Genomic DNA, 15,907 nt, shown 5'->3' with positions numbered 1-15,907 from the left:
ACCCCATAGTCCCTCATTCCTAACCCTATTGCTCCTTTCGGCCAAGGCTAGGCTCAGCCATGCAGCTGGCCGTTTTCAAGACACTCCCTCCTTGCAAATTCGGCATGGGGTTCTCACATAAGCGATGTTTCGGAAATAGAGCGAGACGGTTTGTTGGTCAACTAGCCGCAACTTACAGGAGAGAAAAAATGGCAGCGAATGGTAATGATGAGAATGATGTGGAAGAGCTGGATGATGACGAAGAACCGGACGATTTCGACGAAACCGACCCGTACAGCGATGAGGAAAAGGAACAAATGGGTTCGTCCGAATTCTTCAACGATTACGACTGATCTCGCGTGGAGGGGCCGCAACGGTTATCTCAACACATTTGCAGGATTCGAAAAGGGTGAAGAGTCGGGATGGAGTGCTACGTAAGTTCGAAGCCGTCTCATAGTGTGTTTTCGCAACAACAGTCACAGCGATCTCACCGATCGCCGGCCAAGTAGATTGTTACGGTCGCCCTAGAACAGACAGAGCGATCTGCACATTACTACGGTTGGGGGAATTTGGTGGGCCTCCCGTGAGTCGAACACGGCACCAACGGATTATGAGTTTGCCAGCGAAAGCATGTCCGTAGGGAAATCGAGGTAAAGTAAGCGAAGGTTGGTGAAGGCAATAGTATACAACGAATCAATGGGTTAACGAAATATAGATCAATCTACGGATCGTTACGAGTGTACCGCTGCTGTACCGGATTCGGCCCAAGTGGGGAGGATAGCCAGCGCAGTGGTGGACTTGCGGATGGTGGCGTTGTGGGCTTCAGCCGAACATGCTATCGCAGAGGCAAGGTCGAGGCGGATGCGAGTCCTGAAACAGCAGCGACATCCGGGCGCCCGTCCCTTGTCGCGCCTCGTGCAATAGCTTCGCAGCAGAGCATAGCGATTGCCCTTCCCATCTTTTTGCTGGGGTTTGAGATGAAATTTGAAAACCTCTACTGGGATGTTGGCTCGATGGAAATCGACTGAGTCTACCCATCAATCCTCGCAATCGGCGACTCGTAATTCGGTACCCATTTCAAGGCGGCTCTCTGCTATCAGTTCGATGGCGAGCGTCGCCCAAATAAAACGGCCTCGCTCAGTGGCCTTGAGCGCGACACTTTGTCAAAAAGACAGTCACCGCCGACAAAGCGGTGTGAGGGTGTTCCTCGTGCGGTACATGACGGCAGTCATCGAGAACGAGCAGTTCGGCGTGGGGGACGCGGCCCTGTATTTCATATAACTGCTCCAGCGTTCCAAATTGGTCTTGCTTGCCCTGTATCGCTAGCAGCGGGCTCGCGATGCTTTGAATTATCTCGGCGATGCTCCAGCGGCTGAACGCGGCAGACAGCCAACAATCACTCCAACCCTGGAATACGCCGGCAGGGTCGTCGTGCAGGCATGCAAGATGAGCCGCCAACCGCCCGTCGGGCCAGCTTGCCTGCAGCCGCGCGATGCGCTCGCGCGCCAACTGTTCGACAAACACATGCGGGGCCAGCACCACCACAGCACCCGCATGCCCGGGGAATGCTGCGGCATACAGCAGCGCGATTGTGGCGCCATCGCTATGCCCGAGAATTATCGGAGGCTCGCGTGCGGCATCGATGCCGAGTGCGACAAACAACGCAGGCAGATGCTCGCGCGCTTCCCGCTCCATGTAATCCACTGGCCAGCCCTGTCCAGATGCAGGGCGCGCCGTCGAGTGCCCGTAGCCGTACCGCGAAAAGACCAGGCCGCGGCAGCCGCTAGCAGCACACAAGGCGCGCGGCCACCGCCCCCACGTCGCGGCCGAACCGAGTCCTTCATGCAGGAATACAATCAATGGCGCATTGGCGCGCTGGCCGCTGATCAATTCATATTCAAGTGTGACGGTCCGATCATCAAGCGCGATCGCAATATGCTGCAAGTCGGCTCCTTTGCTATTGGCGCGGACTGGCCAGGAAATCGGACAGCGTGCCGCGAGGGGCAATGCTACCACCACCCGCTGAGCCATTCGCCGCCAGCCAGTCATGCCGGTTGATGAGGATGCCGTCGTTGCGCAGCGCGCGCACCAGCCGCTGCGCCCGTGCCGGGTCGCCGGTCCATACGCTGACGGAGCGCGCCATGCGCATCGCATTGGCGCAGGCGACCGCTTCATTGTCTTCCTCGAACCGGCCAATCGAGATAAATGGCCCGTAAATTTCCTCGGCGGAGGACGCGTCAGCGCCAGCTCGTTCGACCACCAGCGTCGGCGACAGGAAATAGCCGTCGGACAACTCGCCGCCCGCACGACGGCCCTGCAGCACCACTTCGCCGCAGCGCTCCAATGCGCGTTCGGTGCGTACGCCGACTGCAACGAGTGCCGAGGCATCGATCAGCGGCCCCATACCGCAGCCGCGGTCGTCACCGGCCCCGACGATGACCTGCCCCAGTGCTCGTTTCAGCGCCGCCTTGGCCTGGTCGAAGCAGGACGCGTGCACCAGGATGCGACTCGGTGCGGCGCTGTGCTGGCCGGCGGCGATCAGCCCCGCGGTCGCCAATTTCCCTGCCATGACGTGCATGTCGACGTCCGAAAACACCAGGCTGCACGACTTGCCGGCCAGGTCAAACAGCAGCCGCTTGGCGCTGGGAGCGGCAGCCTGCGCCATCCTGCGGCCGGTCTCGCGCCCCCCTGTGAAGCACAAGATGTCAACGCCACGCGAGGCGACCAGTTCGCACGCCACCTGTTGCCCCGTCTCCGACACGACGTTCACCACGCCCTGGGGCAATCCCTCCACTGCCGCCAGTTCACCGATGACCGCCGCGATGACCTGCGCGCATTGCCGGGCAGGCTTGACGACGGCACTGCAGCCGGCAGCCAGCGCCGGCGCCAGCGACGCCACCAGCAGCGCCACAGGAGCATGCCAGGGAACCAGGATCGCAACCACACCTGCAGGCTGCGATACTGACGCCGAGATGGTGCCAGCACTTGCCGCCTGCAGCAGCTTTCCGGCCTCGTGCCGCAGGCGGGCGATCGCAGCGGCAATCTCCTGGCGCGACTGCGCTAGCACCTTGCCGTTTTCAAGCGTCAGCAAGTACGCCAGGTCGCCGCGCCTTGCCAGCCGGTCGGCCCAGCGCAGCAGCATTGCTGCGCGCTGCGCCGGGTCACGCGACAGGCTGCCGCGTTCGAACGCGCGCCGCGCCGCCTCAATCGCCTGCCGCGCATCGGCAGCCTCGCCGGCGGCGAAACTGCCGATCTCGCGGCCGTTGGCCGGATTGATGCTGTCGCCCTCGCGCGCTGCGTCGGCCGCCTGCCAATGGCCGCCGATCAGGTTGAGTGCGCGCAGCCGGGGTACCGCGCCTGCTGGCGCTCCTGCTTCCATGAGAGTATCGATCCTTCGATTTCATTCGGGATCAGCGTGAGCATCCCGGATCATGAAGCCGATGTCTGCGCCTTGCGCGCCAGGATCGGCATGTAGTCATATTGCGGCGCAGTCGATCCCTTGCCGGCGACGACCTTGATGCTTGATGTCGCGCGGATCAGCTGCCTTTGAAATCAGGCTTGCGCTTCTGGTGGAATGCCTCTACGCCTTCGCGGAAGTCGTCGGACCCCCGCAGGCGGCTGTAGCAATGGCCTTCCAGTTCGATGGCGATGCCCAAGGTCGAGTCTTCGGTGTCGTTGAGGAGCTTCTTGGCGGTGCGCTGCGCGATCGGCGAGAACGCCCGCAGCTCATCGACCAAGGCGTCGGTGGCCTTTTCCAGCTCGGCATCCGGCACGCACATGGTGGCGATGCCCCAATCGTACGCCTGCTGGCCCGGCACGCGGCGCGAACGCATGACGACATCCTTGGTGCGGGTGATGCCGACCATTTTCTGCAGGCGCGCGGAACCGCCCGAGCCGGGGATCTGGCCCAGCTTCTGCTCCGGCAGCGCGTACTGCGACGTTTCGGAGACGATGCGGAAGTCGCACGCCAGCGAGATTTCAAAGCCGACACCGAAGCAAAAGCCGCGGTTGGCGGCGATCACCGGCTTGCTGCAGCGCGCCGGCGCGGCGATGTTCCACGCCAGCTTCGACACGTGCTCCGGCGTGGCGTCGAGGAAGCCGCGGATGTCGCCGCCGCTGGAGAAATGCTCGCCGATCGAGCGCAGCACGATCACGCGCACCGCCGGGTTCTCGTCGAGCGATTCAAACACCAGGCGCAGCTGGTCGCGTTGGGCCATGGAGATGATGTTGAAGGGAGGCCGTTCGAGCACAATGTCGGCGCGTTGGCGCGCGGCGTCGATGATGACGGCAAAGCCGTCGAGCTTTTCGAGCAGGGTTTGCGCGGGATGGGAGAGTTGCGACATGTCAGGTTCCTTTTTGTGTATGAGGCTGATTAAACGGCGATGGCTTCTTGCAGGGTGCTGCGGTCACTGCTCGATGCGGCGTCGCCGGACAGGATCACCTGGCCGCGTTCGAGCGCATAGAAGCGGTCAGCGACATCTAGCGCGCGCTGGACATTCTGCTCGACCAGCAGGATCGGCATGCCGTCATCGCGCAGGCCGGAGATGATGGCGAAAATTTCGTCGACGATGATCGGGGCCAGGCCTTCGGTCGGTTCGTCGATCAGCAGCAGCCGCGGCGCGCCGACCAGCACGCGCGCGATCGCCAGCATCTGCTGCTCGCCGCCGGACAGCGACGTGCCGAGCTGCTGCCGGCGTTCCTTCAGGCGCGGAAAGCGCTCGTAGGCCTGTTCGAGCACCACGCGCGATTCGGCCTTGCTGCGGCCCGGGCACTGCAGGAAACCGAGCTTGAGGTTCTCTTCGACCGTCAGGCCGGGAAAGATGCGGCGGTCTTCCGGCACCAGGCCGAGGCCCAGGCGGCAGATGCGGTCCGGTGCCAGCGGGCCGATATCGGCGCCGTCGAAGCGGACGATGCCGGAGCTCGGCTTGACCCAGCCGGCGACGGTTTTCATGACGGTGGTCTTGCCGACCCCGTTGCGGCCGCACAGCACGACCACTTCGCCGGCGCCGACCGTCAGCGACACGCCTTGCAGCACGTGGGAGAGGCCGTAGTGGGTATGGACGTTGTCGAGTTCAAGCATGGTGGCTCCCCTGTCCAAAATAGGCGGCCTGCACCGCCGGGTTGGCCCGCACCGCGGCCGGCATGCCCTCGGCCAGCTTGGCGCCCTGCGTCATGACGACGACATGGTCGGACAGATTCATCACCAAGCCGACGTCGTGCTCGACCAGCAGGATCGACAGGTCGCCTGCCAGCGACTTGATCATCGCGCCGGTTTCCTCGGTGTCGGCATGCGACATGCCCTGGGTCGGTTCGTCGAGCAGCAGCATGCTTGGCCGGCAGGCCAGCGCCACCGCGATCTCGAGCCGGCGCTGTTCGCCGTGCGACAGGTAGCCGGCCAGTTCGTGCGCCTTGGCCGACAGGCCGAACTGTGCGATCAGTTCTTCGGCGCGCTGCAGCGCGATGACGCTGCGGCGCACCGGCAGCAGCGCGCGCGTCGGCGCTTCCAGTGCCTGCGCGGCCAGGCGCAGGTTTTCGAACACCGACAATTCGAAGAACAGGTTGGTGATCTGGAACGAGCGCGCCAGCCCAGCCTTCATCAGACGGTCCGGCCCGCGCGCGGTGACGTCCTGGCCATTGAAAGTGACCTTGCCGCTGCTGGGGCGTATGGCGCCGCTGATCAGGTTGAACAAGGTGCTTTTGCCGGCGCCGTTCGGCCCGATCACCGAGGTGATGTGGCCGCGCCTGGCGTCAAAGCTGACGTTGTTCACGGCGGTCAGGGCGCCGAAGCGCACCGTCAGGTCGCGTACCGACAGCACGATCTGGTGGTTCATGGACGCTCCTTTTGCGACAGCCACGCTTCGAGGCGCGGGCGCAGGTAGCCGATCAGGCCCTTGGGGAAGAAGATCACCGAAATCATGAACAGCACGCCGATGACGATCAGATGGTGTTCGGTGTACGACCCGACAATCGATTTCAGCGCGGACAGGATCACGCTGCCATACAGCGGCCCGATCAGGGTGCCGACGCCGCCGAGGATGACGGTGATGACGGCGTTGCCGGAAGCCTGGAAGAACATCAGCTCGGGCGAGACGAACCCGCGCAGCATCGGATACAGGGCGCCGGACATGGCGGTGACGTTGGCGGCCAGGATGAAGGCGAGCAGTTTGTAGCGCTGCGCCGAAAAGCCAAGGAAAGGCACGCGGTGTTCGTTGGCCTTGATCGCCACCACCAGGCGCCCGGCGGGTGTTTGCAGCAACGCTTCCAGAGCGAAGTACATTGCCATGATCAGCACCAACACCAGCAGGAAGAAGCTGCCGGCGTTGCTGCTGTCGACCGTGAACAGCAGGAAGTTGGCCTGCACCACAGGGATGCCGATAATACCGTCCGAGCCGCCCAGTTGACGCGTGTTGAACACCACTTTCGATGCCACCTCGGCGAGACCGAAGGTGATCAGCGCGAAGTAGACGCCACGGGCGCGGATGGCGATGATGCCGGCGATGCTGCCGACGACGGTCGCTGCCACCAGTACGGTTCCGAGCGCCAGCCAGAACGAGGCAGTCCATTCCTTCAGCACCAGCCCGGAGACGTAGGCGCCGAGCCCGAAGAACAGCGCGTGGCCGAGCGACAGCAGGCCGGCGAACCCGAGCAACAGGTCCACCCCCATCGCGAAGCCGCCGTAGATCAGCGCCTCGGTGGCGAGGCGGAAGAAGAACACATCCTTGAGCGCGGCGGCGACGACGGCGAACACCAGCGCCAGCGCGATGAACAGGAAGGCGAAATAACGCACCGCGTTGCGGGCGGTGCGCTCGCGGCGGGCGACCGCGCCGAGCACTGGCGCGGGTTTGGCATGACGGCCGATTGGAGCGACGTTATCAAGCATGACCGAGCCTCCCGAACAGTCCTTGCGGACGCACCATCAACACCGCCACCATGATGGCGAACACCAGCGGGTCGGTCCACGACGGCGAAATGTACAAGCTGGCGATGGCCTGGATCTGGGTCAGCACCAGGCCCGCGATCACCGCACCCTTGATGCTGCCAAGGCCGCCGACGATGACGACGCTGAACGCCATCAGGATGAAGTCCTTGCCCATGGTTGGGAACACCGAGTACACCGGGGCGAGCAGCACGCCCGACAAGGCGGCCAGCGCGACGCCGAAGGCGAAGGTGCCGGCGTAGACGTGCGAGACCGGCACGCCAAGCGACGACGCCATGTTCTTGTCGAAGGCGGCGGCGCGCACCATCGCGCCCAGGCTGGTGCGGTAGACCACCAGCCAGACGACCAGGATGATGGCAGTACCGATCGCCATCAGGAACAGGCGGTAGTTGGGGAAGAACATGCCGGCGATTTCGCTGGCGCCCTCGATCGGCGTGGCGGCGGTCAGCGCCTGCGGGCCGTAGAATACCTTGAACAGGTCTTCCAGGATGATCGCCAGGCCGAACGTCAGCAGCAGCGTCAGGATGTGGCGGTCCTTGTGGTGGAACACGCGCTGGATCAGCGTGCGTTCGAACAGGTAGCCGATCGGCGCCATGATTAGCGGCACCAGCAGCAGCATCAGCCAGAAGTTGACGCCGGCCGCGGCCAGGCTCACGCCCAGGTAGGCGCCGAGCGCGTAAAACTCGCCGTGCGCCATGTTGATGACGTCGAGCAGGCCGAAGATGATCGTCAGCCCGAGCGCCATCAGGATCACGGCCACGCCGATCGACAGACCATTGACGACCTGCGGCGCGAGCACGAATTGCAGTGTGTCGATAAAGCCACCCATGATTTCCTCTCAGCCGATCAGAACTTGGTGCAGGTATCGGGACCGATCGCGGCGTCGCCGGCGACTTTACTCAGGATCTTGAACTTCCCGTTGGTCATCTGCGTCGCGTACATGTCCTGGATCGCCTGGTGGTCGCCCGCGCGCATGGTTTTCTTACCCTGCGGGGTCATCCATTCGAGTCCGCGCATCGCCGTGCGGACCTTGTCGGTATCGGTGCTCTTGGCCTTCTCGACCGCCGCCTTGTAGAAGAACATCACGCCGTACGAGTCGGCGCCGTACAAGTCGGGCGCTGCCTTGGCGAACTCGGTGAACGCCTTGACGAATTTCTGGTTCTCCGGCAGGTCGATCTCGACCGAGTAGCCGACGCCGGTGACGAAACCCTCGCCGGCCTTGCCGACCGCCGCCAGGTTCTGCGACGTCAGCGTGCCGGAGGCGCCCACCACGGTCATGTTCTTCAGCAGGCCATACTGGGACATCTGGTTAAACAGGCGCACCGCGTCGTTGCCGGCCACCGAGGTGTACATCACATCTGGGCGCGCGGCGCGCACCTGGCCGAAAAATGGCGAATAGTCCTTGTTTTCGAGTGGGGCGAACACCTCCCCGACGGTCTTGGCGCCCTTCTTCTCGGCCGCGCTCTTGAACGCGGCGACGGTGCTGCGGCCCATTTCATAATCCGGGCCGAGGTAGAACAGTTTGGCGTTCGGTTTGGACTTGCTGAGCCACTCGGCCAGCGCGGCCGATTGCTGACCGGCCTTGGCGTTGACGCGGAATACGTTGGGCGAGCACTTGTCGCCAGTGATCGCGTCTGAGAACGACACCGTGGTCGCGATCAGGCGGTTGTTACGCTCGGCGAGCTGGCCAACCGCCAGCGTCGAGGCCGAATTGACGGTGCCGGTCAGGAAGTCGACCTTCGACACCTGGAACAGCTTTTCCGCTTTCGGGACGGCGACCGACGGATTGGCTTCCTCGTCCTCGAACAGCAGTTCGACCTTGCGGCCCATGATGCCGCCGGCGGCGTTGATTTCCTTGGTCGCCAGCTCGATGCCCCACTTGACCTGCTGGCCCAGCGCCGAATAAGTGCCCGACAGCGGCGTGACGACGCCGATCCGGATCGGGGCTTCCTGCGCGGAAGCAGCGGCGGCAAGACCGGTCAAAATCGAGGCGGCCAACAGCTTGTGTGCGAATACGGTTTTCATGGTGTCTCCTTTATTGTCTAGACTGGAAAAAATCACTTCGGTGCTTCGGCTTCGTATTCGTTGGCGACTAATTTTCGACGCAGCAGTTTGCCGACCGGGGAACGCGGTACTTCCACCACGAAGACGTAGGCGCGCGGGCGCTTGAAGTTCGCCAGGCCCGAGGTGCGGAAGTGCGCATCGAGTTCGGCCTCGGTGACCGCGGCGCGGCGCTTGACGAAAGCGGTGACGCACTGACCCCAGCGCGCATCCGGCAGGCCCACCACCGCCACTTCGTCGACCGCCGGATGCAGCGACAACAGGCTTTCGATCTCCACCGGCGAGATGTTCTCGCCGCCGCTGATGATCATGTCGTCGGTGCGGCCGGAGACGAACAGGTCGCCGTCGCGGTCCAGGTAGCCGGTGTCGCCTGTGAAGTACCAGCCGCCGCGCAGCGCCTTGGCGTTGGCGTCGGGCCGGTTCCAGTAGCCTTCGAAGGATTCGTCGCCGGCCAGGTCGGCGATGATCTCGCCCTCTTCGTAGCGGTCGGCCGGCAGGTCCGGGTTGCCGCTGTCGAGCCGCACCACGCGCAGGCGCTGGTTGATGCCGGCGCGCCCGGCGCTGCCCGGCTTCTTGACGGCGTCCGGGTCGATGCTGAAGGTGTACACCTCGGACGAGCCATAGTGGTTGACGAACAGTTCGGGCTTGAACAGCGCGTCGAGTTTTTTCAGCAGCGCTTCGTTCATCGAGGCGCCGGCGAACCCCAGCTTGCGCACCGACGACAGATCGGCGCTGGCGCAGTTGGGATGGGCGATGACGTCGTGGTACAGCGTCGGCACCAGGTACAGGTTGGTGATGCGCTCGGCCTCGATCGCCGCCAGCACCGCCACCGGGTCGAATTTGGGCACGCAGACAAAGCAGCCGTCGACCAGCGCCATCGCCAGCAGCGAACGCACGCCCATGGTGTGATACAGCGGCATCACGCCAAGGGTGCGCTCGAAGCGGCCGTACTGGTTTTGGGCGACATGGGCCAGCGCGGCGGCGCGTTCGTGGCGATGGCGGCGCGGCACGCCTTTTGGCTTGCCGGTGGTGCCGGAGGTGTACAGCATCAGCGACCAGTCGTCGGCGCCCGCGTTCAGCATCTGGGCGCCGGGTCGCGCCGCCAGCAGCTGGTCGAACGCCAGCGTGGCGCCTTCGGCGGCGCCGACCGCGATGCGCGGCAGGCCCTGGGCGACGGCGGAATCGCGCACCGCGTCGGCCGAGACGTCCTGGAACACGACGGCGCGTGCGTCGGCGTCGCCGGCGCAGTAGTCGATTTCGTCCGGCTTGGCGCGCCAGTTGAGCGGGGTGACGATGATGCCGGCGAACTGGCATGCCCAGTGCAGCGTGGCCATCTCCCAGCGGTTCTGCAGCAGCGCCACCAGGTGATCGCCGCGCTGTAGTCCGATCCCTTGCAGGCCAGTCGCCACTGCGGCGACGCGCTCGAACCATTCACCGTAGGTCAGGCGCAGGTCGCCGTCCACCAGCGCCAGCTGGCCGGGACTGCGTTCTACCGATGCGAGAAAACTGCGGCCCAAATCAAGCATGTCGTGTACTCCCGATGATGGCCGCCTGGCGTTGCGCTGCGACGTCGAGCACGGCGTTGACAATATTGGTGTAGCCGGTGCAGCGGCACAGGTGGCCCGACAGCATGTCGCGCACCTGCTGCTCGCTCGGCGCCGGCACGCGCTCGAGGAAATGGCTGCACGACATCAGGATGCCGGCGGTACAAAAGCCGCACTGCAGCGCGTGATGGCGCCTGAAGGCTGCCTGCAGGTCGCCCAGCTCGGCGGCGGCACCCTGGTTCAGGCCTTCGACGGTGTCGACGCGGCGGCCGTCCGCCTGCACCGCCAGCTGCATGCAGGAGCGCTGGGCGACGCCGTCGACGCGCACGGTGCAGGCGCCGCAGATGCCGTGTTCACAGCCGACGTGGGTGCCGGTGGCGCCCAGCTTGTGGCGCAGGAAGTCCGACAGCAGCATGCGCGCTTCGGCCGGCGCGCTGCGCGTCATGCCATTGAGCGTGATGGTCACCTGGTATTCCATGTTTTTTTCGTAGTGTTTCATGTGCTTGCCTTCCCGATCAGTTGACGTCCGAGCTGGCGCACCAGGTGGCGCCGGTATTCGGCGCTGGCGTGGCCGTCGCTCTGGGCTTCGAGTTCCCATGCGAAATCGTTGAGCGCCGTGTCGAGGTCATCGCCGGCGATGCGCGCCCAGCGCTTGCGGGCCGGGCGGTCGGCAACGCCGCCGACAGTGAGCTCGATGGCGGTTTCGCTGACCACCGCGGCCAGCGCGACGATGGCGAAGTCGCCGTGGCGCATCGACACTTCCTGGAATGCGTAGCGCGCGCCCTGCTGCTGCAGCGGGAAGCGCACTTCTTCGACGATTTCGCCGGGGCGAACGGCCGTCATCAGCATCCCCTGGAAGAAGTCGTCGGCTTTCAGCACGCGGCGGCCGGACTGCGAGCGCAGCACCACTTCGCCCTGCAGCGCGGTCAGGCACAGCGGCAGCTCGGCGCTCGGGTCGGCATGTGCGACCGAGCCGCAGACGGTGCCGCGGTTGCGGATCTGGAAGTGCGAGATCCATGGCAGCGCCAGCGCTAGCAACGGCACCTCGGAGGCCAGCGTGGCGCGCGTTTCGACGCTGGCCTGGGTGGCCGCGGCGCCGACGGCCAGATGGCCGTTCTCGACGCGTACGTAATCGAGGTCCTGGCAGCGCGAGATATCTACCAGCATGGCCGGCTGCGCCAGGCGAATGTTTAGCATCGCCATCAGCGACTGGCCGCCAGCCAGGATCTTGGCGTCCTCGCCGTGGCGGGCCAGCAGGCTCACCGTCTCTTGCGCGCTGTCGGCACGGATGTAATCGAATGCGGCCGGCTTCATTTGGACACTCCCAGCGCATGCAGGATGCGCTGCCACAGCGAGCGCTTCGGCGCGGCGACGCCGCCGCCGGCCTGGCGCCCCAGTTGTTCGAACAGCTGGCGCAGAACGATCTTGGCGGCGCCCTCCAGCATGCGTCCGCCCACCGCAGCGACCTTGCCGCTGACGGCGGCGCTGTAGTCATAGCTGAGCAGCGTGCCGGATCCTGCCGGCTGGAGCTGGATGCGGCCCGCGCCTTCGGCCGCGCCGAGGGAGCTGACGCCTTTGCCGCCCAGCGCCAGTCCATGCGGCGGATCGAGGTCGGACAAGCGAATCTCGGCGGCGTAGCGCGCCTTGACCAGGCCAATGCCGATGGTGACGTCGGCGCGGTAGTGGTTCTCGCCGACTTTCTCCAGTGCGTGGCAGCCGGGGATGACCTTGACCAGCGCGTCCGGGTCAAGCAGCACCGCGTACACCTGCTCCGGCGTGGCGGGCAGTTCGACCGAGCCGGACATCGACAGCGCGTGGCCGCCTTGTGGCGCTTTCACTGGCGCCGCCGCGCGCGGCTTGCTCGGCGGCGGATCGCCGGCGCCGAGCAGCGCGTGGATCTTCGACGGCGTCAGCGGCAGGCGCAGGTCGGCCACGCCCAGAGCATCGGCAACCGCGTTGGCGATGCAGACGGGCGTACTCATGTTGTTGCCTTCGCCGAGGCCCTTGGCGCCCAGAGGCGTGAACGGCGACAGCGTTTCGATGTGGACGATGACGGGCTCCGGCACTTCGCAGGCGGTCGGCACCAGGTAGTCGGCGAAGGTGCCGGACTTGAAGCTGCCATCGCTGCCGTAGTCGAAGTGCTCCATCAGCGCCGCGCCCAGGCCTTGGGCAAAGGCGCCGCGGATCTGGCCGTCGGCCAGCGCCGGATTCAGGATGCGGCCGGCGTCGTGCGACGTGACATAGCGGTCGATGCGCACCTGGCCGGTGACCTTGTCGACTTCGACCGCGCAGATGTCGAACACGAAGCCGTATGCGGCCGAGCTGTTGATGACGTCGTTGTCATCGGGCGCCTGCAGCTGGACCGGCGTCCAGAACACGGTTTCGCGAATGCCAGGCGCCATCCCTTCAGGCAGACTGGCCGGCGACCAGTGCGCCGCACCGGCGACGCGGTGGAACGGCAGCTTGGTGCCGGGATCGGCGCGCGAGAACACCTTGCGGCCTTCGAACACGATGTCGGCCGCCGGCACGCTGAGGATCGAGGCCGCGATCTGCGCCAGCTTGGCGCGCACCTGGATCGCGGTCAGGTGCACCGTGCCGGCAACGGCGCCGGCGAAGCGGCTCGAGTAATTGCCGGCGGCGATAGACCAGCCGTCCTTTTGGGTATCGAGTTCGGCGTTCACCAGCACATCCGATGGTTCGAGGCCGAGCACGTCGGCGACCACCTGCGCGACGACCGTGCGGTGGCCCTGCCCCTGCGGCACCGAATCGATCATCACGCTGACGCTGCCGAGCGCGTCGACGGCGACGGTGGCGCTGGTGTTGGCGCCGTTCTTCGGGCCCGCCTTGGCGCGTTCGGCCGGCGTCAGCGCGGTGGTGATGTAGCCCATGTTGGAGATCGATGGCTCGACCACGGCGGCGTAGCCGATGCCGTACAAGCGTCCCTCGCCGCGCGCCTGATCGCGCCGCGCTTTCAGTTCTTCCAGGCCGCCCCGCTCGACCGCCATCGCCAACGACAGCTGGTAGTTGCCCGAGTCGTAGAGCGAGCCGGCCGGCGCGCGGTAAGGGAAAGCGTCGGCGCCGATCATGTTGCGGCTGATGACGTCGAGCGGGTCGAGGCCAAGTTCCACCGCGATGCGCTGCATCAGGCGCTCCAGCGCGAAATACACTTGCGGCCCGCCGAAGCCTCGCACCAGGCCGGACGGGGTTTTATTGGTCAGCACGACCTTGTTATGCACTTCCAGGTTTTGCACCTTGTAGGCGCCGGTCAGCATGCCGTGCATGCGGTAGAAGGTGGCCGGCTCGGGCGCGCGCAGGTAGGCACCGCAGTCGTCGATCTGGTGGTAGCGCAGCGCGGTGACTTCGCCCTCGGGCGTGACCGCCGCCTCAATGGTGGTGACGCGGTTGGTCGAGGCGACCGATGCCTGCAGGTGCTCGAGGCGGTCTTCGATCCACTTGACAGGCGCGCCCGCCTTGCGCGAGGCGAGGCACAGCAGCACGATGTAGGTCGACACGGCCTGCTTGGTGCCGAAGCTGCCGCCGGAGTCGCGCGGCGCGCGCAGCCGTAGCCGGGTGCCGCCGACCTTCAGCGAGCGCGCCATCACCGGCTGCAGCGCAAACGGTCCCTGGAAATTCGACATGACGTCGTAGCCCTCGTCGCCCGACAGATATTCGGCAACGACGGCGAAGCATTCGATCGGCGTGCAGGAGTTGCGCGGGTAATGCACCTTGATGCTGACCGTGCGCGCGGCATCGGCGAAGGCGGCGGCTGGCTCGCCGTACGAGAAATGGCGCTCGTTGACCAGATTCGTGCCGACCGCAGCGTGCAGCACCGGCGCGGAAAGCTCCAGCGCGGCCTCGGGATCGACCACCGCCTGCAGCTGACGGTACTCGACCTTGATCAGTTCCAGCGCATCTTCAGCGATGTAGCGGCTTTCGGCCATCACCACCGCAACCGGCTCGCCGACGTAGCGGGCGCGCTCGATTGCCATCGACCAGTGCTCCATCGGCTGCTTGACGCCGACCGCGAACGGTGTCGACCAGGCGGCGACGTCGGCGCCGGTCAGCACCGCACGCACACCGGGCAGCGCCAGCGCGGCGCTGCTGTCGATCGCCACGATCTCGGCGTGGCCGTGCGGGGAACGCAGGATGGCAGCGTGCAGCGTGCCCGGCTTGACACCGATGTCGTCGGCGTAGCTGCCACGCCCTGTCAGCAGGGCGGCGTCTTCAACGCGGGGCAGCGCCTTGCCGACGTATCCGCCTGGCGCGGCATCGGCCGCCGCGGCGAAACCTTCGACTGGCACTGAGGAAATCTGATTCACTTGGATACCCTTCTTGCAGCATGGCTGATGCAAAAAGTGTATTCCTGGGTGGTGCGAAAGCTGTTACCCGTGGGTATTTGGATTTACCGTACAGTCGCTTTTTTTACTGGACAGGGCGGTCAGTGGTGGTCGTACAGATCGACTACTTTGCGGTACTGGCTGGGCATCGCGCCCATGTGCTGCTGAAAAAAACGCGTGAAGTGGCTCTGCGCGCTGAAGCCGAGGCTGTCGGACAGGGTGACCAGCGGCAGGCGCGTTTGGGTCAGGCCCACAATCGCTTTTTCCATGCGCAGCACATTGACGTACAGGTTAGGCGTCAGACTGGTGTCCTGCTGGAACAGCTTAAAGAAATGAGCGCGCGACAGGCACGCCTCCGACGCCATCTTGTCGATATCGAGTTCGGCGCCGACGTTGGCGCGCATATAAGTGATGGCGCGGCGGATGCGCGGGTCGGCAATGCGCGGCAGGTCGGCCTTGCGCAAGTCGTTCATGTTGCGCCACTCCGAAAACGCGTCGATCACCGCGATCATCAAATTCGACAACTGGATTTCCAGTTGCGGGGCGCTGAGCTGGTCGCCATACAGCATCTGCATCGCCAGCTGGTTCGACAGGTTGCGGATCGGTTTGGAGATTTCGACGCATGGCTGCGGGAAGAAGCCCGGCTGGCCGCTGGAGATGAACACTCTTTCGATCTCGCCCAGCCACAGCGGCTCGATGTACAGCGCCAGGATGATGGTGCCCGGCGCATCCGGATTATGGTGGGTGTAGGCGTGCGGCTCCCACGAGTTGATCAGCACCGCGGTCTGGTCCGTCAGCGGATAAGACTTGTCGCGGACGGTGAACGAGGTGTCCTCGCCGCTGACCTTGATCAGCACGTGGCACTGCGAATGGCCATGGGTGACCAGCGGGCGATCCATGTCGAGAAGGCATACCCGCCCGAACTTTCCTTGTAATACTCGTACGGCTGCTGACATGCCTGTCTCCTGGCGGTGACGGCCATGCGGCGTCGGATCGGGTCCGGGCCGTGGCGCGCTCTTGTGGCTATGCATTTTTATTCGCGACGGCGG

General features: G+C 64.9%; 14 protein-coding genes. 1 reads left to right on the top strand and 13 read right to left on the bottom strand.

The features are described from left to right. The first annotated feature begins 188 nt into the window (after nucleotides 1-188). Entirely contained in the window at nucleotides 189-332 is a 144-nt protein-coding gene (locus AC1D02_RS18620; protein WP_477319581.1) for a hypothetical protein, read from the top strand. Between the two features lie 784 nt (nucleotides 333-1,116). On the opposite strand, the gene AC1D02_RS18615 is transcribed toward AC1D02_RS18620, so the two are convergent. From AC1D02_RS18615 to AC1D02_RS18555, 13 genes are all read right to left on the bottom strand, one after another. After that, the gene (locus AC1D02_RS18615) at nucleotides 1,117-1,923 is read right to left on the bottom strand and encodes an alpha/beta fold hydrolase (RefSeq protein ID WP_477319579.1); all 807 of its coding nucleotides are present in this window, start codon (nucleotides 1,921-1,923) and stop codon (nucleotides 1,117-1,119) included. 13 nt (nucleotides 1,924-1,936) lie between these two features. Beyond that, a complete protein-coding gene (locus AC1D02_RS18610) occupies nucleotides 1,937-3,358 on the bottom strand; it encodes an aldehyde dehydrogenase family protein (protein ID WP_477319577.1) in 1,422 nt (473 codons plus the stop codon). A gap of 157 nt (nucleotides 3,359-3,515) precedes the next feature. Further along, nucleotides 3,516-4,322 (bottom strand): enoyl-CoA hydratase/isomerase family protein, encoded by an 807-nt coding sequence (locus AC1D02_RS18605; protein ID WP_477319575.1) that lies wholly within the window; start codon nucleotides 4,320-4,322, stop codon nucleotides 3,516-3,518. 29 nt (nucleotides 4,323-4,351) lie between these two features. Beyond that, nucleotides 4,352-5,059 (bottom strand): ABC transporter ATP-binding protein, encoded by a 708-nt coding sequence (locus tag AC1D02_RS18600; RefSeq protein WP_477319573.1) that lies wholly within the window; start codon nucleotides 5,057-5,059, stop codon nucleotides 4,352-4,354. Next, complete coding sequence (locus tag AC1D02_RS18595; protein WP_477319571.1) at nucleotides 5,052-5,810, bottom strand: ABC transporter ATP-binding protein; 759 nt, start codon at nucleotides 5,808-5,810, stop codon at nucleotides 5,052-5,054. The genes AC1D02_RS18600 and AC1D02_RS18595 overlap by 8 nt, the downstream gene beginning before the upstream one ends. Continuing rightward, nucleotides 5,807-6,859 (bottom strand): branched-chain amino acid ABC transporter permease, encoded by a 1,053-nt coding sequence (locus AC1D02_RS18590; protein WP_477319569.1) that lies wholly within the window; start codon nucleotides 6,857-6,859, stop codon nucleotides 5,807-5,809. The genes AC1D02_RS18595 and AC1D02_RS18590 overlap by 4 nt, the downstream gene beginning before the upstream one ends. Further along, nucleotides 6,852-7,745: a branched-chain amino acid ABC transporter permease gene (locus AC1D02_RS18585; protein ID WP_477319567.1), complete on the bottom strand. Its 894-nt coding sequence runs from the start codon at nucleotides 7,743-7,745 to the stop codon at nucleotides 6,852-6,854. The genes AC1D02_RS18590 and AC1D02_RS18585 overlap by 8 nt, the downstream gene beginning before the upstream one ends. Before the next feature lie 17 nt (nucleotides 7,746-7,762). Next, on the bottom strand, nucleotides 7,763-8,941 hold the full coding sequence (locus tag AC1D02_RS18580; RefSeq protein WP_477319565.1) for an ABC transporter substrate-binding protein: 1,179 nt from the start codon (nucleotides 8,939-8,941) through the stop codon (nucleotides 7,763-7,765). A 32-nt stretch (nucleotides 8,942-8,973) separates the two neighbouring features. After that, nucleotides 8,974-10,503 (bottom strand): AMP-binding protein, encoded by a 1,530-nt coding sequence (locus tag AC1D02_RS18575; RefSeq protein ID WP_477319563.1) that lies wholly within the window; start codon nucleotides 10,501-10,503, stop codon nucleotides 8,974-8,976. After that, nucleotides 10,496-11,020: a (2Fe-2S)-binding protein gene (locus tag AC1D02_RS18570; protein ID WP_477319561.1), complete on the bottom strand. Its 525-nt coding sequence runs from the start codon at nucleotides 11,018-11,020 to the stop codon at nucleotides 10,496-10,498. Before AC1D02_RS18570 ends, AC1D02_RS18575 begins: the two co-directional genes overlap by 8 nt. After that, entirely contained in the window at nucleotides 11,017-11,835 is an 819-nt protein-coding gene (locus AC1D02_RS18565; protein ID WP_477319559.1) for an FAD binding domain-containing protein, read from the bottom strand. The genes AC1D02_RS18570 and AC1D02_RS18565 overlap by 4 nt, the downstream gene beginning before the upstream one ends. Further along, nucleotides 11,832-14,831, bottom strand: a complete 3,000-nt coding sequence (locus AC1D02_RS18560) for a xanthine dehydrogenase family protein molybdopterin-binding subunit (RefSeq protein WP_477319758.1) — start codon at nucleotides 14,829-14,831, stop codon at nucleotides 11,832-11,834. The genes AC1D02_RS18565 and AC1D02_RS18560 overlap by 4 nt, the downstream gene beginning before the upstream one ends. Before the next feature lie 128 nt (nucleotides 14,832-14,959). Beyond that, nucleotides 14,960-15,757, bottom strand: coding sequence for a helix-turn-helix domain-containing protein (locus AC1D02_RS18555; protein WP_477319557.1), 798 nt, complete (start codon nucleotides 15,755-15,757; stop codon nucleotides 14,960-14,962). Nucleotides 15,758-15,907 lie beyond the last annotated feature (150 nt).

This window comes from Massilia sp. P1_C10 (genome assembly GCF_056406475.1).
The sequence above is the reverse complement of the archived record's forward strand: the minus strand, read 5'-3'. Positions and strand labels throughout refer to the sequence as shown.